This window comes from Burkholderia ubonensis, from assembly GCF_902833085.1.
Taxonomy (GTDB): domain Bacteria; phylum Pseudomonadota; class Gammaproteobacteria; order Burkholderiales; family Burkholderiaceae; genus Burkholderia; species Burkholderia ubonensis.
In genome coordinates this window covers 154,917-178,253 of the sequence record NZ_CADFEB010000002.1, presented here as the reverse complement: position 1 = coordinate 178,253, position 23,337 = coordinate 154,917, and the positions used below count along the sequence as shown (strand labels likewise).

Genomic DNA, 23,337 nt, shown 5'->3' with positions numbered 1-23,337 from the left:
TGGCTCAATCGTTCTCGTCGTCAGGATACGACGGGGAGCTGTCAGACACCTTGCCCTTGATATGGCTGATTCTCGACGAGTACGCCCTCAGCAGACAATCCACCGTCGCGCACTTGTTTCTTACACCGGAAACCCATTTGATCTGATCGATTCGAATCGGATCCTGATACGAAATTTCCCTCGAGTACTTCTGCTGCATCAGGACAAATCCATAATTAACGTCGGCATCCATCTTCCGCAGGCGCGGATCGCCGCAAATCAGATGCTCCACGTCAGATTTCGCAGCCCCACAATCGAACCCCTTGCTCGCATCCCTGAAGGGATGCTTCTCGAGCGCAAACACATAGATGAATGATCCATCGAGCAAGACGAGCTCGGAATTCGATGCATATATCCTCGCGAAGCGGAGCGCAGTACAACTCGGCGATGTCGCATCCTGCAGCAGATACATCGTCGTCCAGCCGTTCGAGTTGATGTGGAATTTGTCCTCGAGGAATTTGTTCAGCTTATGAGCATTCCCGAGCGGCGCCGAGTCAAACGAAAATGGCTCCTGCTTCTTTATTTTTACGCCACACCAACCCGGATTCGATCCGTCATAGTTCAAATAAAACGAATCGCCCCTCAACGCAAGAACGCTGGATTCGGCCGGATTGATGGGCAACTCGAGGTTCGGCTGCACCATCGAACCGACACTGTATATTCTCGCGACACCGGTCAAGCGATAAGTGCTCTCCGCAGCGGCGCCGAGCACATGAAAAAGCAGCCCGATGGCCAGCATCAACCTGAACACCACTCTCATCATTGACAATCTCAAATAATTAGCAACCGGCATCGCACACAATGCTGCATAGCTTGTCGTGCCCCTGCCACCTTCGTAAGCGAAGCAGAGCATCGAATTCATGCTGATACAAGCGAGCAGTGACGGCTTTTCCGACATACCCTTCATGCCCCCGAAACGAAAAACCCCTTGATTCTGACGGATCAAGGGGTTGCTCCGGGTAGGCAGAACGATCGGCGACAGTCGATGGTGGCGTTATGTGGCTAATCGCCGACATGTGCGGCCGTGCTGCCGATCAACGTGCAGCCGCATTCGGTACGGTGGCCATGCAGCGCAACACGCGCCCCACCGATCGTGAAAGTCGGATGGGCCTCAATGATCTTGTTCACGCCGTGCGGACGCCCATCGGGATACTTTTCCGGGCAATCCACCAGATCGTGCAGCCGGGCGATATGCTTACCATGGATCGTATGACCCTCCGAGCCTGTAATAACTCGCCCGCCGTGCGAGGTCGTGTCACCGACCACGATAACCTGCAATGCCACTTCGGCACCTCCTTTGCAACCGTTACGCGTCAGATCGCGACCGCTTGCGCCTTCGCGCACGCCGTCGATCAATCACCGTCCTGCTCGGACTCTTTTTCCGGATAAGACGGATAGGTACTGGATATCCGGCCCTTGATATATTGAACCCGCGCACGGTATGCATCAATGAGGCAAGCGTTATTCACACACTTGTTCCGGACGTTTCTGATCCAATTGATCTGATCTTTCCTGACCGGGTCCTGATAAGAAATTTCCTTCGAATCAACCAGCTGCATCGCGACAAATCCACGATTCACCGTTTCATCAAGTTTCACGAGATCAGGATTGGCGCAAATAAGACGCTCGACACTAGTCTGGGCCTTTGCACAATCAAAACTCTTTTCCGCATTCACGGGAGGATGCGTTTCGCGTTGAAACGCATACATCCACGATCCGCTCGTCAAAACGAGCGCGTCTGCAGACTTGTAAACCATCGCAAATCGCAAACCCGAGCAAAGCGGCATATTCGCATCTCCCAGCAGATAAATTTCACTCATATTCTTGTAACCAATATGATATTTATCACCCAGGAACTTCCCAAACGCATCAAGCGAACCAAACGCGTGCGCAATGACCGGGTCGAAATAAAAATTCAACCGCTTCTGAATCTTGACCGTGCATTCGTGCCCAGCATACTGAAAAGTCACTGCACCATCGCTCGGAATCAACACACCCGAAGTGACCGGATTCACTGGCAAAGGAAGATCATGCGTGTCCTTCGTTTTTTCGAATCGAGCAGCTCCGGTCATCAGGTATCGATCTTGCGCGAAGGCGATACCCGACAACGAAAACACCAGAATCATAAATACCGAAAATCTCTTGAATTCTTTCATAATCTCGACCACATGGTTCAGTGCGCTGAATTATAAACACCCTGGCAAAACATATCGTACTCTCGCTTTCGGCGCTTCTCGTTTTCGATATCCAGGAACTCTTTAGGCGCCCCTGCGTAGTCGCATTTATTCAACTTCGCCCGAAGATTGGGCGTCTTCGACAAGCTGCCAAGATTAAATGCGAGCGACACCAGGGCATCGTACTCGTGCTGGTAGAGAGGAACAGTGATCGCGTTCCGAACGCGCCCCTCTATGACGGCCACATCGTCGTCGAACAGCTTTTTCGCATCGGCCACCGGGATCTTGCTCGACATGGCTATATAACCACTTGCCGAACAGCTGGCCTCCTGAATCAAATGCCCCCACCCGACCGTGCAATAGCCCTTGCTATCGTCGTAGTAATAGGTATTTTCCTTGGTTTTATCCAAGTGAACACCTTCCCATCCTTTTATGAAATCCTTGCCGCGCTCCGAAAGCTTGAGTTGCGCAATTGGAATCCGATTCCCGACCGGCGGCAGCGGTGGCGCATCGAGAAATACCGCCCGATAACCTTCCTGCAATATATCCACCGAATCCATCAGATCTTCGCGACGCTGGAATGCATTCTTCAAGACCTTTCCATTCAATTTCGAATTCGGATCAAACCCCAAGGCTCCCGAATAGGTCTCGAAGTGAAGCATCGACACGTTCTTGCCGTGCACGATAGTCAACGGCGTTCCGTCGTCGTGCAGCAAAACTCCGCTTTTGGCGATCAATTGCCCTTGGCTTACCGACTCGCCAACTTTCACCTTGATCGACGATGGATCAACCTCTCCATACAACGCAATGAACTCACGTCCGTCGGTGGTTTTGTGGTGAATGCTGAGCTGCCATGTCTTGCAATAAAAGGGTTCCCGTTTCATCACGACACCGGGTGCAATCGCGACGATCGGCGTATATGCGTCGACATACAAATCCCGCGCGGCATGTTTTCTACGGCCCTGTTCGCGGGGTGTGCCAAACCGTGCCAGATTCAGCCCTCCGGCTCCCAAAGGCTTGACCCACGGGCAATCGCCATATTTCCCTCCCTCGTCGTTCAGCGGACGAGTTTGAATCGGGAAAATAATCGGCGCACCGCCCTTGCGCGGCGTGGTCGTCGGCGCTCCCCGATCGTTGTTGTCGTGATCGTTTTTCGGCGGGGCCCCTTTCGGATCCGGTTTCTTCGGCGCGGGCGCATCCGATTTCCTCGAATCGACAGGCGGCACCTTCAGCACCTGCCCGACCACGATCAGGTCGGATTTGAGATGATTGACATGCTTGAGGAGATCGACGCTCGTGTGATATTTCCTGGCGATCACGGTCAGGTTGTCATGCGCTTTGACCTTGTAGGTGCCGCGCCAGTAGTCGCCGCCGGCTCCGTCATCGGTCTTCGTCGGTAGGTCATGCAGCGTCTTCGGACTCGTCAGGTGGAATTTGATCTGCGACAGTGCGGCGTCAAGCCGCGCAACTTCTTTCATGCTGTCGCTGGTCCATCGCTTCACATGGACGGAAAGCGCTTCCCCCATGCGCACGGAAAACTCGACTGCGCCCTGTGCATTCGTCGATGCGGTGTGATAGACATGGTCGAGCCGCTCCTCCATACCCTTGATCTCGACTTTCAGATTCTGGATAGGCTGGCCAAAGTGATCCTTGAAATAGACAGTGACCGCGGAGAGAGCGTCGTTGGTATGGTTGGATTTAGCCATAAGTCGGTCAAGCACTCTGATTGACGTAATGATACGGATCGTCCGGCAATTCATCGCCGGAAACGTCGTGCTGGTCGGCGTTATCGCCAGCCTCGGTTTCCACTAGCCACGCCCCCTGTGTGCCAACCAGAACCTGAATCGTTTCGGGTTGATCCGTCGAAAGGCGCGGCGTCCTGCCTTCCTGATCGAGTGTGCCCTGGGCAAGCACTTCGCCACCGACGCGCCGGGCCGTATATTCGACCTCCTCAAACGACCTGCGCCAGTAAATGTCGTAGACATCGAGACGGTTGCTGAACGCCTTGGGCATGTCCATACCCGGTATGGAAACCGGCAACGACTTCGGCCCCGGCATCGCATGGCTGGCAGCGTGTGCGACCCACTTCGCGGGGGTTCCATGTTCGATGCCGGCCCCGTTGATCCGGATGTAGCTGCCTCTCGCCTGCAGCAGGATTTCCTCCGCCGCCGTAATCTCGATGCGCTTCTTCGCGCTGATCAGTTTCAGCACCTGATCGGCAATGAGCTCGATGTCGTCGGACTGTGCCTGAATCTCCACCTTGCCCTTGGCGGAAAAAAGCTTCATACCCGCACTCTTCACGAACAGGCTGATCTTTTCGGTCACGCTGGCGACCAGCGACTTGCCGACCGCTAGATGGGTACTCTCGCCGCTCACGACGTTCACGTGCTGGTCGGCGGCGATCTGTGTCGACTGCCGCGTCGACATCGCGATACCGGCCGGGCTGGCCATCAGCATGATCGGTGTCTTGAAGCCGTTCGCACTCCCCGCCCCACCTCCGGCCGTGCGACCGCCTGACGTAGTGCCGGCCACACTGGACTGCGTGGCATCGTTGAATGCGCGCAACGATTCATACCCGGGATCGAGCCCCTCCGCGTGGTGGGCAACGCTTGCTCCCGAGAGCGACTTGACGACGTTCTCCGCGTTGGTAAGTTGTGCCGTCGCCTGCTGCACATCCATCGGCTGACTGACCGACGCCGAATAGCTGGACACGTAGATGCCTTGCCCCGCACGAATCGCACCATATGCATCCGACTTCAGGTCGAAGCCGCTGCCAAGGTAGGCGCCGCGCGTGTTGCCGCTCTGATCGATCAAATAGCCGAGGTGAAGCAGACTGTTGGCGCTGCTGCTGAACAGCTTCACCCGGTTTTGCGCAGTCGCATCGTCGAGCACCATCTCGTTATAGCCAGCGCCCGAGAATTCCTTCGACCGATAGCCCGACATGATGCCGTTCGAGTGCCATTGCGGCTTGACGGCACCGTTATAGACGCGATGCAGGACCATGGGACGATCGCAATCGCCGCCGAGATATCCGACGATCACCTCTTCCCCGACGCGCGGGACATGGACGCCGCCGTATCCGCCGCCCGTATCCGATTGTGCGACCCGCACCCAGCATGATGCGCGTTCGTTGCCGGGATTGATCCGATCCCAGACGAACATGACCTTGACGCGGTTCAGTTCGTCGGTATAGACCTCTTCCCCGCTCGGACCCACGACGATCGCGGTCTCCAACTGCATCACGGGTTTCTTGTGTTCGAACGGGCTTCGATACGGCACCGTCACCCGCTGGGCCTCGACTTCGACGAGATAAAAGCCTGTCGAGCCGTCGTCGTGCGCAACCTGGAGCCCCGCATCCGCTGCCTGACTGGCCTTCGCCTGTGCGATCTGCTGGCTCAGACCATGCGGAAAACTCGATTCACGATCCGACAGCGGCAGGTTGTTCTCGATATACCGCCATACCTTGATCGCGGCAAATTCCCGTTGACCGTCGGGGTCTCGATCGTGGTCCGGATGATCCGTCAGAACGAAACGCCGCCCCGCATCGATGCCGCGAAGGCCGCCCACGCCCAAATATCGCTTCGCGCGCGACTCCCATTCCTCGAGCCGGATTTTCGACAGATGCTCTCCGCGCCCTTGGTCCTGATAGGTATACGGGCCGGTATATTCGTACACCTCGGCCTGCTCCGGCAGATTTCCCTGATCGGCCCGCGTCGGCAACGTCGTGCCTTTGGGATTGAACGGCGCGGACGGCGCCTTGTAGTCGAACGTACGCGTCGTGTGCAGAACGCTCTGCAGCGTTCGCGAGCCAGCCCATTGCACGAATCCGTCCGTCTCGCGGCTCGTGCCGGTACGCTGGAACCGGGCCGTGCGCGGTGACATCTCGTCGAGTGAATGGATGGCGTCGGTAACGACGAACCGATGCGATTTGCCGTCCCCGTCGTGTTGCCAGAAACCAAACAGCCCTTCGTCCTCCATCAGACGATGCACGAAATTCCAGTCGGTTTCGCTCTGACGGCAATACGAACGCTGCGGCAATGGCTTCGACAATGCGAACTGAAACTGCCCTCGTGCCTGCGGATGCTGATTGAACACGTCCGCGATGATTTCGTCTGCCGCCTTGTCCTGCCAGTACCGCATATCGCTGCGAAACTTCAGGAAATGCAACCACGATGCAAAGGTCAACTGGTAGGTCGTCAGGCTGCCGTCCGCGCCGAGTCGGCGGGCGGTATGAATATAACCGTTGATCGGCAGATACGATTTGTCCGCCTGCTGAATCCACAACGTCATGGGTGCGGCGATCAACGTCTTAAGTTCGACGGCGCCCGCTGCAGACACCATATCGAGCGTAACGGTGAAATCGCGTCCCAGTTCTGCCGACGTCACCGCGCGTCGCGGCACCAACGTGTTCAACGGCAATGACGGTATATCGGTCTTGAGCAATCGGTCCTGCTGGACCAAGCCGCCACGAATGGCTCGAACCAAGTCGATCATGTTCATGCGTTTTCCATCTTGTTTTCATCCTCGGGCCTGTAGCGGCCCTCGCTCTCATGGATGGGGACGGCTCCCCCACGAACTGCACACGTGCGGCGCGATTCTACAGACGAACATAAAACAAAGGAATCGATCGTCAACAATCGAAAGCATGACGAAAGGATAGTCAGACGCCCACCAACCAAGTGGATCAAGGAAGGTACATCACTGTCTTTTTTGGCCGGTAGCCGTCACGGCCATTCCAGCTCTCGCAACATCATTTTTCTAGTGAATTTTTGTTCGGATGAGCGCAACCAAGATCGACCAGATACACCGAAGCTATAGGAAAAATATTTCGAAGCGGTGAATATGAGGCTGGATCGAATCGGCACAAACGAAAAACCCCTTGATCCTTCCGGATCAAGGGGTTTCGTATTTTGGCGGAGAGGGTGGGATTCGAACCCACGGTACGGGGAAACCGTACGCCTGATTTCGAGTCAGGTACATTCGACCACTCTGCCACCTCTCCTTCCTTGCTGCTTCATTTCCCGGTTGGTCGTCTCCGGGAAAGAAAAGATTATAAAACGATCTCTTCGATACCTTCAAGCCTTTTTTGCAAATTTTTTTGCGAGGCCTTCTGAAGCAGGTCGCGGGGCAATCTCACGACGCCTGTGCGGGCGCGTCGATGCGCTCCACGCCGCCCATATACGGGCGCAGCGCTTCAGGCACCGTGACCGAACCGTCGGCGTTCTGGTAGTTCTCGAGCACGGCCACCAGCGTGCGGCCGACCGCGAGGCCCGAACCGTTCAGCGTATGCACGAGTTCCGGCTTGCCCTGCGCGTTGCGGAAACGCGCCTGCATCCGGCGCGCCTGGAACGCCTCGGTGTTCGAGCAGCTCGAGATCTCGCGATACGTGTTCTGCGCGGGCAGCCACACTTCGAGATCGAACGTCTTCGCGGCCGAAAAGCCCATGTCGCCCGTGCACAGCGTGATCACGCGGTACGGCAGGCCGAGCTTCTGCAGGATCGCTTCCGCATGGCCGACCATCTCGTCGAGCGCCGCATACGACGTTTCCGGCTCGACGATCTGCACCATCTCGACCTTGTCGAACTGGTGCTGGCGGATCATCCCGCGCGTGTCGCGACCGTACGAGCCCGCTTCCGAACGGAAGCACGGGGAATGCGCGGTCAGCTTGATCGGCAGCGCGGCCCCCTCGACGATCGACTCGCGCACGGTGTTCGTCAGCGAGATTTCCGACGTGGAGATCAGGTATTGCGTGACGGTGTTCTCCGCACCGCCCTTCTCGACGCGGAACATGTCGTCCGCGAACTTCGGCAGCTGGCCGGTGCCGTACAGGATCTCGGGGTTCACGATGTACGGCGTATACGTCTCGGTATAGCCGTGCTGCAGCGTGTGCGTGTCGATCATGAACTGCGCGAGCGCGCGGTGCAGGCGCGCGATCGCGCCGCGCAGCATCGTGAAGCGCGCGCCGGCGAGCTTCGCGCCGGTCTCGAAATCGAGGCCGAGCGGCGTGCCGACGTCGACGTGATCCTTCACGTCGAAGTCGAACTGGCGCGGCGTGCCCCAGCGGCGCACCTCGACGTTGTCGTTCTCGTCCTTGCCGACCGGGACGCTGTCGTGCGGCAGGTTCGGCATCATCAGCAGCAGGTCGGACAGGCGCGTCTGGATCTCGCCGAGCTTCACCTCCGACGCCTTCATCTCGTCGCCGATGCCGCCGACTTCGGCCATCACCGCCGACGTGTCCTCACCCCGCCCCTTCATCGCGCCGATCTGCTTCGACAGGCTGTTGCGGCGCGCCTGGAGCTCTTCGGTGCGGGTCTGGATCGCGCGGCGTTCCGCTTCGAGCGCGGAAAACGCAGCGACGTCGAGGGTGTAGCCGCGATCGGCGAGGCGCTTGGCGACGCCGTCGAGGTCTTTGCGCAGCAACTGGATGTCGAGCATGGGAGGACAGGAAATTCGTTGTGTAAGACGGGAATTCTAACGCACCGCGGGCCCGCGCCGGCATCGGCCGGTTGGACAAGGCCGGAACACGCCGCGGCCGGCCGTGGCAGACTCGTGGTGCCGGCCGCATGTCGCCCGCCGGCAAACCGCCACGCATGGGACCCGAGAACCGATGGCCATCGAACTGGACAAGGACGTGCGCGACCGCGCGATCGCTTCGCTGCAACGTTATTTCACAGAAAACATGGACGAGCCGATCGGCAACATCCAGGCCGGCGCGCTGCTGCACTTCTTCGTCGAGGAAATCGCGCCGGCGATCTACAACCTCGCGATCGCCGACGCGCAGGCAAGCCTGCACGCGCGAGTCGCCGAGCTGGACATCGAATGCCACGAGGAGCCGTTCGGCTACTGGAAGAAGCAGCCGGGCCGCAAGCGCTGACGCGGGCCGGCTGCCGCTCGCGCTAGTCCTTCTTGCCGGCCTCGCGGTCGAGCTCGCGCAGCCACGCGAGCTTGTCGGCGATCTTCGATTCGAGCCCGCGCGGCACCGGCTGGTACCAGCGCGGCTCGCGCATCCCGTCCGGCAGGTACGTCTCGCCGGCCGCGTACGCGTTCGGCTCGTCGTGCGCGTAGCGGTACGCGTGGCCGTAGCCGAGCTCCTTCATCAGCTTGGTCGGCGCGTTGCGCAGGTGCACCGGCACCTCGCGCGACTTGTCCTGCTTCACGAACGCCATCGCCTGGTTGAACGCGTTGTAGCCCGCATTGCTCTTCGCCGCGCACGCGAGATAGATCACGGCCTGGCCCAGCGCGAGCTCGCCTTCCGGCGAGCCGAGCCGCTCGTAGGTCTCGGCCGCGTCGTTCGCCATCTGCATCGCGCGCGGATCGGCGAGGCCGATATCCTCCCACGCCATCCGCACGATCCGCCGCGCGAGATACTTCGGGTCCGCGCCGCCGTCGATCATCCGGCAGAACCAGTACAGCGCGCCGTCCGGGCTCGAACCGCGTACCGACTTGTGCAGCGCCGAGATCTGGTCGTAGAAGTTGTCGCCGCCCTTGTCGAAGCGGCGCGCGTTCAGCGTCATCGCGCTGCTGACGAAATCCGCGTCGATCGTCGTCACGCCGGCCGACGTCGCCGCCGTCTGCGCCTGCTCGAGCAGGTTCAGGAAACGCCGCGCATCGCCGTCCGCGTAGCCGACCAGCGTGTCGACCGCCTTGTCATCGAACGCGAGCCCTTCGAGCGTGATCTCCTGCGCGCGCTTGAGCAGCTGGCGCATCTCGTCGTCGGTCAGCGACTTCAGCACGTAGACCTGCGCGCGCGACAGCAGCGCCGAGTTGACCTCGAAGCTCGGGTTCTCGGTGGTCGCGCCGATGAAGGTCACGAGCCCCGACTCGACGAACGGCAGCAGCGCATCCTGCTGGCCCTTGTTGAAACGGTGGATCTCGTCGACGAACAGGATCGTGTGGCGGCCGGTGCGGTTGAGCGTGTCCTTCGCCTGCTCCATCGCTTCGCGAATGTCCTTCACGCCGCCCAGCACCGCGGACAGCGCGATGAACTCGCAGTCGAACGCGAGCGCGGTGAGCCGCGCGAGCGTGGTCTTGCCGACGCCGGGCGGCCCCCACAGGATCATCGAATGCGGCTTGCCCGATTCGAACGCGAGCCGCAGCGGCTTGCCTTCGCCCAGCAAATGCGTCTGGCCGATCACCTCGGCGAGCGTCTTCGGCCGCAGCGCCTCGGCGAGCGGCCGGCGCGGTTCGACTTGAAACAGGTCGGACATGAACCCTCGCTCCCCATCATACGGTGGCGGCCGAACGCGGCCGCCGGACCCGACATTATGACAGCCGCGCGACACGACCGCCGCGCCTGGTGCCCGCGCCCCCAAACAACACGGGCCTGCCATCGCTGGCAGGCCCGTCGGTAACTGCGGCGCGCGGCGCCGTTCAGCCGGTGATCACGTCGGCGCCCTTCGGCACGACGAACTTGAACGTATCCGACTTCAGCGGCGGGTTCGTCTGGATGTTCGTGAACGTCAGCAGCGTGACGTTGCCGAACACGTCGTGCAGCTCCATCGCGGCGAGCGTGCCGTTCCTGAAGCCGATGCCGATCCGCTGGAACTGCGTGTCCTGCGCCTTCGGCAGCATCTCGAGCCACTCGATGCCGCCCTTCTCGCCGGCGTCGCGCAGCGTGTAGTTCTTGTCGAGGTCGTTGCTGCCGAACAGGATCGCGGCCGGGCTCGCGCCCAGCGCGCCGGCCAGCTTGCGCTCGGTGACCTGGTTCAGGTCGCGGTCGTACACGTAGAGCTTGTCGCCGTCGGCCTGCAGCACCTGCTGGTACGGCTTCTGGTAGGTCCAGATGAACTTGCCCGGACGCGCGAACACGAACGTGCCGCTCGAGTTGTCGGTGGGCTTCGGCGCGACTTGCGCAGCGGTCGCGCCCTTCGCCGGCGCCTTGACGATCTGCTGCGTGAATTCGCCCTTCGCCGAACGCACCTGCGACACGAATGCCTTCAGCTGTTCGGTGCCGCCCGCGAACGCATGCGTCGCCGCGAGCATCAGCGATGCGCCGGCGAGCGCCGCGCCGAGCCAGCGCCGCGTCGAACGAAGGGAAGGGGCGAACGGATGTTGCTGCATGATGCGGTTTTCTCCCTGGGTGGCCTGCGTGCGCCGCGGACTCATTCCGCGTCGCGCGCCGGCACAAGAATTTCGCGGTTGCCGCTCGACGACATCGCCGACACGAGCCCCGACTGTTCCATCTGCTCGAGCAGCCGTGCCGCGCGGTTGTAGCCGATCCGCAGATGACGCTGCACGAGCGAGATCGACGCGCGGCGGTTCTTGATGACGATCTCGACCGCCTGGTCGTACAGCGGATCAGACTCGCCGCCGCCTTCGCCGGTTCCCGCGCCGGCCGAGCCCTCGTCGCCGTCGGCAGTGCCGCCCTCGAGCAGGCCCTCGACGTAGTTCGGCTCGCCCTGCTCCTTGAGCTTCTCGACGACGCGGTGCACCTCGTCATCGGCGACGAACGCGCCGTGCACGCGCACCGGCAGCCCGGTGCCGGGCGGCAGGTACAGCATGTCGCCCATCCCGAGCAGCGATTCGGCGCCCATCTGGTCGAGAATCGTGCGCGAGTCGATCTTCGACGACACCTGGAACGCGATCCGCGTCGGCACGTTGGCCTTGATGAGGCCGGTGATCACGTCGACCGACGGACGCTGCGTCGCGAGGATCAGGTGGATGCCGGCCGCGCGCGCCTTCTGCGCGATCCGCGCGATCAATTCCTCGACCTTCTTGCCGACGACCATCATCAGGTCGGCCAGCTCGTCGATCACGACGACGATGTTCGGCAGCCGGCCGAGCGGCTCCGGGTCCTCCGGCGTCAGGCTGAACGGATTCGGGAGCTTCTCCTCGCGCTTCGCGGCCTCGTCGATCTTGTTGTTGTAGCCGGCGAGGTTGCGCACGCCGAGCTTGCTCATCAGCTTGTAGCGCCGCTCCATCTCGGCGACCGTCCAGTTGAGCGCGTGGCCCGCCTGGCGCATGTCGGTGACGACCGGGCACAGCAGATGCGGAATGCCTTCGTAGACGCTCATTTCGAGCATCTTCGGATCGATCAGGATCAGGCGCACCTGGTCGGCGGTCGCCTTGTACAGCAGCGACAGGATCATCGCGTTGATCCCGACCGACTTGCCCGAACCGGTCGTGCCGGCCACCAGCAGGTGCGGCATCTTCGCGAGGTCGGCGCACACCGGCTTGCCGCCGATGTCCTTGCCGAGGCTCAACGTGAGCGCAGACGACGCGGCCGCGTACACCTCGGAGCCGATGATCTCCGACAGGTGCACCGTCTGGCGGCGCTGGTTCGGCAGCTCGAGCGCCATGTAGTTCTTGCCGGGAATCGTCTCGACGACGCGGATCGACACGAGCGACAGCGAACGCGCGAGATCCTTCGCGAGGTTCACGATCTGGCTGCCCTTCACGCCGGTGGCCGGCTCGATCTCGTAGCGCGTGACGACCGGGCCCGGATACGCGGCGACGACGCTCGCCTCGACGCCGAAATCCTTCAGCTTCTTCTCGATCAGCCGCGACGTGAATTCGAGCGTGTCGGCCGAAATCGCCTCCTGGGCCTTCGGCGCCGGGTCGAGCAGCGAGACCGGCGGCAGCGTCGAATCGCCCGGCAGGTCGGTGAAGAGCGGCACCTGGCGCTCCTTCTCGACGCGCTCGGATTTCACCGGCGTGACGACCGGCGGCACGATCGTCACCGGCTCGTGATCCTCGATACGCACGCGTTCTTCCTCGACCTTGCCCTCGCGGCGCACGGCCGCGGCCTCGCCGAGCTTGCGGTCGCGCTCGGCCTCGCGGCGCAGCTTCGCGACGTTGACGGCGGACAGGATCGCGCCGCCGACGCGCTCGGCGACCGACAGCCACGAAAAACGGAAATACAGCGACAGCCCGATCGCGAGCGCGATCAAGAGCAGCAGCGTGCCGCCCGTGAAGCCGAACGCGTGCGACATCGCGCCCGCGACCGCCTCGCCGACGACGCCGCCCGGCGCGCGCGGCAGCTGCACCTTCAGCGACCACATCCGCAGCGCCTCGATGCCGTCGCACGCGAGCAGCACGAGCACGAACGCGAATACCTCGGTCAGCCAGCCGACCGGCCGCTCCGGCTCGTCGGGCAACGCTTCGTGGCGGGTGATGCGGCGATAGGTGGCATTGATGCGGCGCCCGAGCGGCACGAGCAGCCAGTAGGCCGACAGGCCGAACAGCAGCAGCACGATGTCGGCGGTCCACGCGCCGACACGGCCCGCCCAGTTGGTGATGTGATCGACCTGCGCCGCGTGCGTCCAGCTCGGATCGCGCCGGCTGTAGCTCAGCAGCGCCATCACCAGAAATGCGCACAGTGCGACCTGGAGAATCCAGCGGATCTCCGTGAGGAGCTTCGACATCCGGTGCGGCAACGCCTGTGCCTGAGCGGAATAAGGAGCTTTTGCCATGAATCCGTATAGAGAAGGCGGGCCACGCGCGCCGCGCGCCCGCCGATCGTTCGAGCCCGCTTATTGTAAACGCTGCGCCGTGCCGCCAAGTGTAAATGACGGTTACATGGGCACCTGCCGGCGACCGCCCCGTCGCCCCGCCCCGCCGAACGCTATCGCCCCGATTGAAACTCTCGTTCGGCAGCGCAACAACAGGGCCTTTATAATGCGCGTCTGATACCCATCTACGGTGGCATCCCGGTCTACCCCGACCGTCCGGCGCGCTCACCCCGCCCGCCGCGGCCGCCTTTTACGGATTTCGCACATGTCCACGCCCAAACACGCCAAAGTCCTGATTCTCGGTTCCGGCCCCGCCGGCTACACGGCCGCCGTCTATGCAGCGCGCGCCAACCTGTCCCCGGTCCTGATCACCGGCATCGCGCAGGGTGGCCAGCTGATGACCACGACCGACGTCGAAAACTGGCCGGCGGACGCGAAGGGCGTGCAGGGTCCCGAGCTGATGCAGCGCTTCCTCGAGCACGCCGAGCGCTTCAACACCGAGATCCTGTTCGATCACATCCACACCACGAAGCTGCACGAGAAGCCGATCCGCCTGATCGGCGACGCCGGCGAATATACCTGCGACGCGCTGATCATCGCGACCGGCGCGTCCGCGCAGTACCTCGGCCTGCCGTCCGAGGAGGCGTTCATGGGCAAGGGCGTGTCGGCCTGCGCGACCTGCGACGGCTTCTTCTATCGCGGCCAGAACGTCGCGGTCATCGGCGGCGGCAACACCGCGGTCGAGGAAGCGCTGTACCTGACCGGCATCGCGAACAAGGTCACCGTGATCCACCGCCGCGACAAGTTCCGCGCGGAGCCGATCCTCGTCGACCGCCTGCTCGAGAAGGAAAAGGAAGGCAAGGTCGAGATCAAGTGGAACCACGTGCTCGACGAAGTGACGGGCGAGGATTCGGGCGTCACGGGCCTGCGCATCAAGAACGTGCAGTCGGGCGCGACGGAAGACCTCGCGGTGCAGGGCCTGTTCGTCGCGATCGGCCACAAGCCGAACACGGACATCTTCCAGGGCCAGCTCGAGATGAAGGACGGCTACATCCTGACGAAGAGCGGCCTGCAGGGCAACGCGACGTCGACGAGCGTGCCGGGCGTGTTCGCCGCGGGCGACGTGCAGGACAACATCTACCGCCAGGCGATCACCAGCGCGGGCACCGGCTGCATGGCCGCGCTCGACGCGCAGCGCTACCTCGAAAGCCTGCACGACCACAAGTAAGCCGCGCGCGCCGGGCGCTACAATGGCGTCCGCTGCCGCGACGCACGCTTGACGAAAAGCCGCTGCCGACGCAGCGGCTTTTTTCATGCCCGCGCGCCCGCGCGCGTTTGCCTTGCGTGTGTGAATCATGGCGAAGAACCAGCCCCATCCCAGCGACCCCGCGAAGCGGCAGGCCGCCGCCCGTCCCCAGCAACCCGCCCCGGCCGCGCCGCCGGCGCCCGAGCCCGCCGCGCTGCGCGGCCAGGGCCTCGCCGGCCTCGGCGCGCTGCGCACCGCGCTCAAGGGCGAAGCCGAGCGCCGCGAGCGCGATCGCGTCGAAACCGCGAAAGCCGCGCGCCAGGCCGAAGCCGACGCGAACCTGTTCCGCAACGAGATCGGCGCGATCCGGCCGCTCAGCGCGCCGCCGCGCGCCGCGTCCGGCCGCGAGCCGCCCGCGCCCGTGCCGAAGCAGACCCAGCGCGACGAGGAGGCGGTGCTGAACGCGACGCTATCCGACGAATTCGATCCCGAGACGCTGCTCGACAGCGACGAGTCGCTCTATTACCACCGCCCCGGCGTGAGCCGCGACGTCGTGCGCAAGCTGAGAAGCGGCGCGTGGATCGTCCAGGCGCAGATCGACCTGCACGGGATGCGCCGCGACGAAGCGCGCGACGCGCTCGCCGAGTTCATCCGCGAGTCCGGCAAGAAGGGGCTGCGCTGCCTGCGCGTGATCCACGGCAAGGGCCTCGGCTCGGTCGGCAAGGAGCCGGTGCTGAAGGGCAAGGTGCGCGCGTGGCTCGTGCAGAAGGAGGAAGTGATCGCATTCTGCGAGGCGCGCGACCACGACGGCGGCGCGGGCGCGGTGCTCGTGCTGTTGCAGCCGCTGGCCGCGCCCGGTGAGCGGGGGCCGCGTGCCGCATCCTAGGCTGACGCTCGCGATCACGGTACTCGAGGCGATTGCGACGCTCGCGTTCGCGATCTCCGGCTTCATCGAAGCGCGCAAGAACCGGCTCGATTCGGTCGGCACGTTCGTCGTCGCGCTCGCGACGGCGTTCGGCGGCGGCACGCTGCGCGACATCCTGCTCGAACGCCGGCCGTTCTACTGGGTCGTGCACGACGACTACGTGCTGGTGATCTTCGCGCTGTCGCTGTGCGCGCCGTTCGTGCTGCGAATGCTGTCGCGGCTGTCGGCCGAACGGACGCTGCTCGTCGCCGATGCGGTCGGCCTCGGCATCTTCAGCGTGTCCGGCACGTCGATCGCGCTCGACGCCGAAATGCCGCGCTTCATCGCGGTGATGATGGGCGTGATCACCGGCGTCGTCGGCGGCATCATCCGCGACGTGCTGTGCAACGACATCCCGCTGATCCTGCGCGATTCGCGGCCGTATGCGACCTGCGCGTTCGTCGGCTGCTGGTTCTACCTGCTGCTCATGTGGCTGGACGTCGATTCGGTCTACAGCGTGCTGACGGCGACCGGCTTCATCCTCGTCGCGCGGCTCGTCACGTTCAAGTTCGACGTGCGGCTGCCGCACTGAGCGCAGACCATCAGTCGTCCGGAACGGACGCGATCCATCGGACACAGTCTTTTACATATCCCTTTCGGCGCCCAATGGCGCCATGCTACGTTCCGCCCGGTGATGACAACCGAGTGGAAAGCGGCATGAGCATCCGTTATGCGGTAGTCGAAGGCGATCCGTTGGACAGCGGAGGCCACGTACTCAAGGAAGGAAAATGCGGAACGATCACGGGTGACGACGGCGGGCGCCGAAGAATCGCGTTCCTCGGACAATGGGCGTGGTGCAACACCTGCGAAAGCGTCGGAACGATCGAAGCGGCTCCCGGCTCTCCGGACAAAGGCCGAATGCGCGACCTCGCTCCCGGCGGAAGGCTTCAAGCCCTGGATGGAGATTGGGTCCGATGCCGTTGTGAACGCCCCCCTCGCATCATCTCGCTGTACGGGCGCAAATGGCCTGACAACTGCGTCGAACTCGGGGGCGTCTCTTGAAACCGGGCAATCGACGCGTCTCCCATTCGAGTGCGCAACAAGATACGCCGTCGATGGCCCGGCTCATTCGCGTTACGCGATCCGCTCTTCCGACGCCGGATCGAACAGCACCGCCTTCGACACGTCGAACAGCAGCGACAGCGTCTGCTCCGGCTGCGGGTTCGCGGCCGGGTGCACGCGGCTCACGATGCGCTTGCCGTTCACCTGCGCGAACACGTGCGTATCCGGGCCGGTCGGCTCGGTCACGTCGACGCGCACGTCGAGCGGCTGCAGGTGCGATGCGTCGCCGTTGTGCGCGTGGCGCACGTCGGTGATGCGCTCCGGCCGCAGGCCGAGGATCACCTCGCGGCCGACGTGCGCCTTCAGCTTGCCCGCGTCGAACGGCAGGTTCAGCGCGCCGCGCGTGACGCCCGTGTCGATCTCCAGCGCGACGCCGCTGCCCTGCTCCACCAGCCGGCCGTTGATGAAGTTCATCGGCGGCGCGCCGATGAAGCCCGCGACGAACAGGTTCGACGGCGAATCGTAGATGTCCTGCGGCGCGCCGAACTGCTGGACGACGCCGTCCTTCATCACCGCGATGCGGTCGCCGAGCGTCATCGCCTCGATCTGGTCGTGCGTGACGTAGACGATCGTGGTGCCGAGGCGCTGGTGCAGCAGCTTGATCTCCGCGCGCATCTCGATGCGCAGCTTCGCGTCGAGGTTCGACAGCGGCTCGTCGAACAGGAACAGCGCCGGGTCGCGCGCGAGCGCGCGGCCCATCGCGACGCGCTGGCGCTGGCCACCCGACAGCTGGCCCGGCTTGCGGTCCAGCAGGTGCTGGATCTGCAGCATCTGCGACACACGGTCGACGATCTGCTGCTGCTCGCTCTTCGGCACCTTGCGGATGTTCAGGCCGAACGAGATGTTCTCGCGCACCGTCATCGACGGATAAAGCGCATACGACTGGAACACCATCGCGATGTCGCGGTCCTTCGGCGACAGGTCGTTGACGACCTTGCCGTCGATCCGGATCTCGCCGCTCGTGACCGTCTCGAGCCCGGCGATCATGTTGAGCAGCGTCGACTTCCCGCAGCCCGAGCCGCCGACGAGAATCAGGAACTGTCCGTCCTCGATGTCGATGTCGACACCCTTCAGGACCGGCACCCCGTTCGGGTAGGTCTTGTACACGTCACGGATGGAAAGGCTTGCCATGCTGTGAATCCTCTGTCTCGTGTGTCGGCCGGAGTTGGCGCTTCAGCGCTTACTCCGGTCTCATGCAACGCTCGGCGCGTTCCGCGCGCCGCGTCGGGTTCGTTTCGATGCGCCGCGCGTCGCGCGCGGCCGGTTCGTCGTCTCGTATGACACCGCGCTCAGCCCTTCACCGCGCCCGCCGTCAGGCCGCGCACGAAGTAGCGGCCGGCGATCACGTAGACGAGCAGCGTCGGCAGCGCGGCGATGATCGCGCCCGCCATGTCGACGTTGTATTCCTTCACGCCCGTCGACGTGTTGACGAGGTTGTTCAGCGCGACCGTGATCGGCATCGAGTCGACGCCGGAGAACACGATCCCGAACAGGAAGTCGTTCCAGATCTGCGTGAACTGCCAGATCAGGCACACCATGAAGATCGGCAGAGACACCGGCAGCAGGATCTTCGTGAAGATCGTGAAGAAGCCCGCGCCGTCGATGCGCGCCGCCTTCACGAGCTCGGCCGGCACGCTCACGTAGAAGTTGCGGAAGAACATCGTCGTGAACGCGATGCCGTACACGACGTGCACGAACACGAGGCCGGGAATCGTGTTGGCGAGGCCCAGCATCCCCTGCAGACGCGCCATCGGCAGCAGGATCACCTGGAACGGGATGAAGCAGCCGACCAGCATCATCGTGAACAGCGCGTCCGCGCCGCGAAAGCGCCAGTGCGTGAGCACGTAGCCGTTGAACGCGCCGATCAGCGACGAGATCAGCACGGCCGGGATCACCATCTGCAGCGAGTTCAGGAAGAACGGCTTCATGCCGTCGCAGCGCACGCCGGTACAGGCCCCGCTCCACGCCTTCACCCACGGATCGAGGGTCCAGTGCGTCGGCGGCGTCAGCAGGTTGCCGGTGCGCAGCTGGTCGAGATCCTTGAACGACGTCGACAGCATCACGTAGATCGGGAACAGGAAGTACAGCGCGAACAGGATCAGCGCCGCGTAGATCACAGCGCGGCTGATTTGCATCTTAGGCTGCATTGCGGGTGCTCCTCGATTCCATATACATCAGCGGCACGAGCACCGCCACCACCGTCGCGAGCATCATCACCGACGATGCGGCACCGAGGCCGAGCTGGCCGCGGTTGAACGAAAACGTGTACATGAACATCGCCGGCAGCGACGACGACGTGCCGGGCCCGCCCGCCGTCAGCGCGACGACGAGGTCGAAGGTCTTGATCGTGATGTGGCAGAGAATCAGCAGCACCGAGAAGAACACGGGCCGCATGCTCGGGATCACGATCTTGCGATAGATGGTCGGCAGCGTCGCGCCGTCGACCTGCGCGGCCTTGAAGATCTCGCTGTCGACGCCGCGCAGGCCCGCGAGGAACAGCGCCATCACGAAGCCCGTCGATTGCCATACGGCCGCGATCACGACGCAGAAGATCGCCTTGTCCGGATCGTCGAGCCAGCCGAACGAGAAGCTCGTCCAGCCCCAGTCGTGCATCACCTTCTCGAGGCCGAGGCCCGGGTTCAGGATCCACTGCCACGCGGTGCCGGTCACGATGAACGACAGCGCCATCGGGTACAGGAAGACCGCGCGCAGCGCGCCTTCGTTGCGGATCTTCTGGTCGAGCAGGATCGCGAGAAAGAGGCCGAGCGCGACGCAGATCGCGATGAACGGAATGCCGAACCAGCCGAGGTTCGCGGCGGAGGTCCACCACACGTCGTTCTGGAACAGGTCCGTGTAGCGGCCGAAGCCGTCGAATTCGTAGTTCGGCAACAGCCGCGAACGGGTCAGCGACAGATAGCCGGTAATCAGGATGAAGCCGTAGATGAACACCACGGCGATCGCCACGCTGGGCGCGAGCACCAGCTTCGGAATCCAGCGATCGGCGAAGGCCGACATCGGCGACGTGCGCCTGACGGCAGCGCCGGATCCGTTTCCGCTAAGAGGGGCAGCCACTTGATTCGACTCCTGGAACGAGAGTAACGCCGGCCGGATCGGGGCCGGCGTCGGGTGCGGCGCGGGCCCGGCGGGCGGGCCCGTTTGCTGCGCATGCAGGAACGCCCGGCGGACGAAACGGCGCGGGCCGGGCGCTCGCCGCGTGCGTTACTTCACCTTCGCGGCCTTCGCGAGCGCGGCGACCGCGCTCTTCGAATCCTGCTGCGAGTTCATGAACTTCGTCACGACGTCGGTGATCGCGCCGGCGGTCGCGTCGCCCTGCGCCATGCCGTGCGCGAGCGACGGCACGAAGCCGCCCGACTTGATCGCGGTCTGCTCGTCCGCATACGACTTCTTCGCGCAGTCGTCGAACTTGTCCATCTTCACGCCGAGGCGCACCGGCACCGAGCCCTTCAGCAGGCTGAACTGCTCCTGGAAGTCCGGCGTCATGATCGTCTTCGCGAGCGCGAGCTGGCCCGGCGTCGCGGCGCTCTGGCCCTTCTGCTGGAAGAACACGAACGAATCGACGTTGAACGTATACGCGTTCGCGGTGCCCGGCACCGGCGCGCAGATGTAGTCCTTGCCCGCCTTCTTGCCCGCGCTCTCGAACTCGCCCTTCGCCCAGTCGCCCATGAACTGCATGCCGGCCTTGCCGTTGATGACCATCGCGGTCGCGAGGTTCCAGTCGCGGCCGTTACGGCCGCTGTCGAAGTAGCCCTGGATCTTGCGCACGGTATTGAACACGTCGAGCATCTGCGGCGAGGTCAGCGTCGCCTGGTCGAGATCGACCAGCGCCTTCTTGTAGAACGCGGGGCCCTGCGACAGCACGACGTCTTCCCACAGCGTCAGGTCCTGCCACGGCTGGCCGCCCATCGCGATCGGCTGGATGCCCGCGGCTTTCAGCTTGTCGGCGACCGCGAAGAATTCGGGCCAGGTGGCCGGCGCCTTCGCGCCGACCTTGTCGAGCGCGGCCTTGTTGATATAGAGCCAGTTCACGCGATGCACCGAGAACGGCGCGCCGACGGTGTGGCCCTTGTACTTCATGATCTTGTCGATTTCCGGCGGCAGGTTCTGCTTCCAGTCGCCGGTTGCCTGGTCGATGTTGACGAGCACGCCCTGCTCGGCCCAGTCCTGGATCAGCGGACCCTTGATCTGCGCGGCCGACGGCGCGTCGCCGCTGATCACCTTGGTCTTCAGCGCGGTCATCGCCGCTGCGCCCGCGCCGCCCGCGACCGCGAAGTCCTTCCAGACGTAGCCCTGCTTCTGCAGGTCGTCCTTCAGCACGCCGACGGCCTTCGATTCGCCGCCCGAGGTCCACCAGTGCAGCACCGTCACATTCTCGGCCGCCTGCGCCGCCGCGGCGCCGGCCATCAGGCCTGCCGCGCACAGCGCGCCCATGATCGCGCGAACTTTCATTACTTATCTCCTCCAGACTGAATCAACTCGTGAGGTTCCCTTCAGGAACCGGCTTCTTGGTGACGACGGGGAAATCGAGCCGCGAGACGCTGCGCGCGTACGGGGCCGATGACCGGCCGGGCTCTTACAGAAAGCGTGACTTGAGATTCAACGGCGTGTCTCCTCTTGTGTTTCTGGCCCGCCGCGACGCGGCGCGAGCCCGGGGCCGACGACGTGCGCACGATGCGCGCCATCAATGTCCGATAACATTCGGCACATGGTGCTCCCGGCGACGAAGCACGCGCTGTTGCATCGACCGCGCTTCATTTTTTCTTCGTCCGGGTGCTACCCCTTGCGGCGGATTGTAGTTAAACTACAATTCAGTGTCAAAAATATTTTTATCGCACTACGGATCGCTTCAAAGCACCCCAACCCGGGCGGAGACACATGCATACCGATTCCAGCTTTACCTTCGTACTTTTCGGCGGCACCGGCGATTTGTCGATGCGCAAGATCCTCCCGGCGCTGTTCGAGGCGCACCGCGCAAACATGCTGGCGGAAAGCGGCAAGATCGTCGCGGTCGCGCGTCACTCGGCCGATCTCGCCGAGTATCTCGAGTGGGTCGAGGAACACGTGAAGCCGCATGCGGCGAAGGCATCGCGCGGCGCATTCGACGAGGCCGCCTGGAAAAGCTTCATCGAGCGCATCGTGTACGTGAAGCTCGATCTCGGCCGTGCGGAAGACTACGCCGTGCTGCGCGACACGGTCGGCCAGCTGTCCGGCATCCGGGTGTTCTATCTCGCGACGGGCCCGTCGCTGTTCGTGCCGATCTGCAAGGCGCTCGCGTCGGTCGGCCTGAACCAGGGCGCGCGCATCGTGCTCGAGAAGCCGCTCGGCTACGACCTGCGCTCGTCGAACGCGATCAACGACGCGGTCGGCGAGATCTTCGCGGAAGACCAGATCTACCGGATCGACCACTACCTCGGCAAGGAGCCGGTGCAGAACCTGCTCGCGCTGCGCTTCGGCAATGCGCTGTTCGAGCCGCTGTGGCGCCGCGAATGGGTCGAGAGCATCCAGATCACGATCGCCGAGGAGCTCGGCGTCGAGGCGCGCGGCGATTTCTACGACAATACCGGCGCACTGCGCGACATGGTGCAGAACCACCTGCTGCAGCTGCTGTCGATCGTCGCGATGGAGCCGCCGCACTCGATGGATTCCGATTCGGTGCGCGACGAGAAGCTGCGCGTGCTGCGTGCGCTGAAGCCCGTCGATCCGCGCGACATCGGCAAGGTCGCGGTGCGCGGCCAGTATCACGCGGGCGTGATCAAGGGCGCGCAGGTGCCGGCCTACGCGACCGAGCCGGGTGTGAAGCCCGACAGCCAGACCGAGACCTTCGTCGCGCTGAAGGCCGAGATCGAGAACTGGCGCTGGGCCGGCGTGCCGTTCTTCCTGCGCACCGGCAAGCGGCTCGCCGACCGCGTCGCGGAGATCGTCGTCAACTTCCGTCCGGTGCCGCACTCGGCACTCGGGCCGACCGCGCTGCGCCCCGGCGCGAACCGCCTCGTGATCCGCCTGCAGCCGAACGAGACGATTCGCCTGTACTGCCTCGCGAAGCAGCCCGGCGAAGGGATGAACCTCGCGAGCGTGCACCTCGACCTCGCGTTCGACCAGTTCTTCAAGGAAGGCCAGATGGAGGCGTACCAGCGCCTCCTGCTCGACGTGATCAACGGCCGCCTCGCCCTGTTCGTGCGCCGCGACGAGCAGGAAGCCGCATGGCGCTGGGTCGAGCCGATCCTGAACGAATGGGCGCGCTCGCTGAAGCCGCCGAAGCCGTATGCGGCCGGCACGTGGGGCCCGGCCGCGGCGAGCGCGATGCTCGCGCAGCACGGCACCTGCTGGCTCGAAGAAGAGAACTGATGCAATGGGCGGGCGCTGCGCACGCGGCGCCCGCCGTCG

At 63.5% G+C, this 23,337-nt stretch carries 18 protein-coding genes and 1 tRNA gene; 5 read left to right on the top strand and 14 right to left on the bottom strand.

All coding sequences use genetic code 11. The features are described 5' to 3' along the window. Positions 1 to 4: 4 nt before the first annotated feature. From HWX31_RS04780 to serS, 7 genes are all read right to left on the bottom strand, one after another. Positions 5 to 985 (bottom strand): lysozyme inhibitor LprI family protein, encoded by a 981-nt coding sequence (locus tag HWX31_RS04780; protein ID WP_174965454.1) that lies wholly within the window; start codon positions 983 to 985, stop codon positions 5 to 7. Positions 986 to 1,041: 56 nt separating this feature from the next. Continuing rightward, positions 1,042 to 1,323 carry a PAAR domain-containing protein gene (locus HWX31_RS04775; RefSeq protein ID WP_174965461.1) on the bottom strand — a complete coding sequence of 94 codons (282 nt, stop codon included), beginning with the start codon at positions 1,321 to 1,323 and terminating at the stop codon, positions 1,042 to 1,044. A 68-nt stretch (positions 1,324 to 1,391) separates the two neighbouring features. Further along, entirely contained in the window at positions 1,392 to 2,195 is an 804-nt protein-coding gene (locus HWX31_RS04770; protein WP_174965455.1) for a lysozyme inhibitor LprI family protein, read from the bottom strand. A gap of 17 nt (positions 2,196 to 2,212) precedes the next feature. After that, positions 2,213 to 3,919: a glycoside hydrolase family protein gene (locus HWX31_RS04765; protein ID WP_059617943.1), complete on the bottom strand. Its 1,707-nt coding sequence runs from the start codon at positions 3,917 to 3,919 to the stop codon at positions 2,213 to 2,215. A 7-nt stretch (positions 3,920 to 3,926) separates the two neighbouring features. Then, positions 3,927 to 6,713 (bottom strand): type VI secretion system Vgr family protein, encoded by a 2,787-nt coding sequence (locus HWX31_RS04760; RefSeq protein WP_059617945.1) that lies wholly within the window; start codon positions 6,711 to 6,713, stop codon positions 3,927 to 3,929. Positions 6,714 to 7,124: 411 nt separating this feature from the next. Continuing rightward, a tRNA-Ser gene (locus tag HWX31_RS04755) sits at positions 7,125 to 7,215 on the bottom strand. 131 nt (positions 7,216 to 7,346) lie between these two features. After that, positions 7,347 to 8,648, bottom strand: a complete 1,302-nt coding sequence (gene serS, locus HWX31_RS04750; protein ID WP_174965456.1) for a serine--tRNA ligase — start codon at positions 8,646 to 8,648, stop codon at positions 7,347 to 7,349. Between the two features lie 172 nt (positions 8,649 to 8,820). Here serS and HWX31_RS04745 point away from each other — a divergent pair, with 172 nt between their 5' ends. Then, complete coding sequence (locus HWX31_RS04745) at positions 8,821 to 9,087, top strand: DUF2164 domain-containing protein (protein ID WP_059997135.1); 267 nt, start codon at positions 8,821 to 8,823, stop codon at positions 9,085 to 9,087. A gap of 22 nt (positions 9,088 to 9,109) precedes the next feature. On the opposite strand, the gene HWX31_RS04740 is transcribed toward HWX31_RS04745, so the two are convergent. The 3 genes from HWX31_RS04740 to HWX31_RS04730 all read right to left on the bottom strand — a co-directional run bounded on the left by HWX31_RS04740 (position 9,110) and on the right by HWX31_RS04730 (position 13,624). Next, positions 9,110 to 10,420, bottom strand: a complete 1,311-nt coding sequence (locus HWX31_RS04740; protein WP_174965457.1) for a replication-associated recombination protein A — start codon at positions 10,418 to 10,420, stop codon at positions 9,110 to 9,112. 163 nt (positions 10,421 to 10,583) lie between these two features. Further along, positions 10,584 to 11,273: an outer membrane lipoprotein chaperone LolA gene (gene lolA / locus HWX31_RS04735; protein ID WP_174965458.1), complete on the bottom strand. Its 690-nt coding sequence runs from the start codon at positions 11,271 to 11,273 to the stop codon at positions 10,584 to 10,586. Positions 11,274 to 11,314: 41 nt separating this feature from the next. Further along, on the bottom strand, positions 11,315 to 13,624 hold the full coding sequence (locus tag HWX31_RS04730; RefSeq protein WP_059631494.1) for a DNA translocase FtsK: 2,310 nt from the start codon (positions 13,622 to 13,624) through the stop codon (positions 11,315 to 11,317). 304 nt (positions 13,625 to 13,928) lie between these two features. Between HWX31_RS04730 and trxB the strand changes: the two genes are divergently transcribed. The 3 genes from trxB to HWX31_RS04715 all read left to right on the top strand — a co-directional run bounded on the left by trxB (position 13,929) and on the right by HWX31_RS04715 (position 16,405). Further along, positions 13,929 to 14,891, top strand: coding sequence for a thioredoxin-disulfide reductase (gene trxB / locus HWX31_RS04725; protein ID WP_174965459.1), 963 nt, complete (start codon positions 13,929 to 13,931; stop codon positions 14,889 to 14,891). Positions 14,892 to 15,018: 127 nt separating this feature from the next. Further along, positions 15,019 to 15,795, top strand: a complete 777-nt coding sequence (locus HWX31_RS04720; RefSeq protein ID WP_175933873.1) for a Smr/MutS family protein — start codon at positions 15,019 to 15,021, stop codon at positions 15,793 to 15,795. Beyond that, positions 15,782 to 16,405: a trimeric intracellular cation channel family protein gene (locus tag HWX31_RS04715; protein ID WP_042584535.1), complete on the top strand. Its 624-nt coding sequence runs from the start codon at positions 15,782 to 15,784 to the stop codon at positions 16,403 to 16,405. Before HWX31_RS04720 ends, HWX31_RS04715 begins: the two co-directional genes overlap by 14 nt. 542 nt (positions 16,406 to 16,947) lie before the next feature. Here HWX31_RS04715 and HWX31_RS04710 read toward each other — a convergent pair. The 4 genes from HWX31_RS04710 to HWX31_RS04695 all read right to left on the bottom strand — a co-directional run bounded on the left by HWX31_RS04710 (position 16,948) and on the right by HWX31_RS04695 (position 21,402). Beyond that, positions 16,948 to 18,066 (bottom strand): ABC transporter ATP-binding protein, encoded by a 1,119-nt coding sequence (locus tag HWX31_RS04710; RefSeq protein ID WP_059483717.1) that lies wholly within the window; start codon positions 18,064 to 18,066, stop codon positions 16,948 to 16,950. A 158-nt stretch (positions 18,067 to 18,224) separates the two neighbouring features. Continuing rightward, the gene (locus HWX31_RS04705) at positions 18,225 to 19,082 is read right to left on the bottom strand and encodes a carbohydrate ABC transporter permease (protein WP_059617951.1); all 858 of its coding nucleotides are present in this window, start codon (positions 19,080 to 19,082) and stop codon (positions 18,225 to 18,227) included. Then, the gene (locus tag HWX31_RS04700) at positions 19,072 to 20,007 is read right to left on the bottom strand and encodes a carbohydrate ABC transporter permease (protein WP_059615701.1); all 936 of its coding nucleotides are present in this window, start codon (positions 20,005 to 20,007) and stop codon (positions 19,072 to 19,074) included. Before HWX31_RS04700 ends, HWX31_RS04705 begins: the two co-directional genes overlap by 11 nt. A 147-nt stretch (positions 20,008 to 20,154) precedes the next feature. Next, a complete protein-coding gene (locus HWX31_RS04695; protein ID WP_059615702.1) occupies positions 20,155 to 21,402 on the bottom strand; it encodes an ABC transporter substrate-binding protein in 1,248 nt (415 codons plus the stop codon). A 426-nt stretch (positions 21,403 to 21,828) separates the two neighbouring features. On the opposite strand from HWX31_RS04695, the gene zwf reads away from it, so the two are divergent. Next, complete coding sequence (zwf, locus tag HWX31_RS04690) at positions 21,829 to 23,298, top strand: glucose-6-phosphate dehydrogenase (protein ID WP_059617955.1); 1,470 nt, start codon at positions 21,829 to 21,831, stop codon at positions 23,296 to 23,298. Positions 23,299 to 23,337: the final 39 nt, after the last annotated feature.

Coding starts and splice junctions, on each gene's coding strand:
- HWX31_RS04760 (WP_059617945.1), bottom strand. CDS start 6,713: ATGAACATGATCGACTTGGTTCGAGCCATTCGTGGCGGCTTGGTCCAG.
- serS (WP_174965456.1), bottom strand. CDS start 8,648: ATGCTCGACATCCAGTTGCTGCGCAAAGACCTCGACGGCGTCGCCAAG.
- HWX31_RS04705 (WP_059617951.1), bottom strand. CDS start 19,082: ATGCAGCCTAAGATGCAAATCAGCCGCGCTGTGATCTACGCGGCGCTG.
- lolA (WP_174965458.1), bottom strand. CDS start 11,273: ATGCAGCAACATCCGTTCGCCCCTTCCCTTCGTTCGACGCGGCGCTGG.
- HWX31_RS04710 (WP_059483717.1), bottom strand. CDS start 18,066: ATGGCAAGCCTTTCCATCCGTGACGTGTACAAGACCTACCCGAACGGG.
- HWX31_RS04745 (WP_059997135.1), top strand. CDS start 8,821: ATGGCCATCGAACTGGACAAGGACGTGCGCGACCGCGCGATCGCTTCG.
- HWX31_RS04730 (WP_059631494.1), bottom strand. CDS start 13,624: ATGGCAAAAGCTCCTTATTCCGCTCAGGCACAGGCGTTGCCGCACCGG.
- HWX31_RS04695 (WP_059615702.1), bottom strand. CDS start 21,402: ATGAAAGTTCGCGCGATCATGGGCGCGCTGTGCGCGGCAGGCCTGATG.
- HWX31_RS04765 (WP_059617943.1), bottom strand. CDS start 3,919: ATGGCTAAATCCAACCATACCAACGACGCTCTCTCCGCGGTCACTGTC.
- zwf (WP_059617955.1), top strand. CDS start 21,829: ATGCATACCGATTCCAGCTTTACCTTCGTACTTTTCGGCGGCACCGGC.
- HWX31_RS04770 (WP_174965455.1), bottom strand. CDS start 2,195: ATGAAAGAATTCAAGAGATTTTCGGTATTTATGATTCTGGTGTTTTCG.
- HWX31_RS04740 (WP_174965457.1), bottom strand. CDS start 10,420: ATGTCCGACCTGTTTCAAGTCGAACCGCGCCGGCCGCTCGCCGAGGCG.
- HWX31_RS04720 (WP_175933873.1), top strand. CDS start 15,019: ATGGCGAAGAACCAGCCCCATCCCAGCGACCCCGCGAAGCGGCAGGCC.
- trxB (WP_174965459.1), top strand. CDS start 13,929: ATGTCCACGCCCAAACACGCCAAAGTCCTGATTCTCGGTTCCGGCCCC.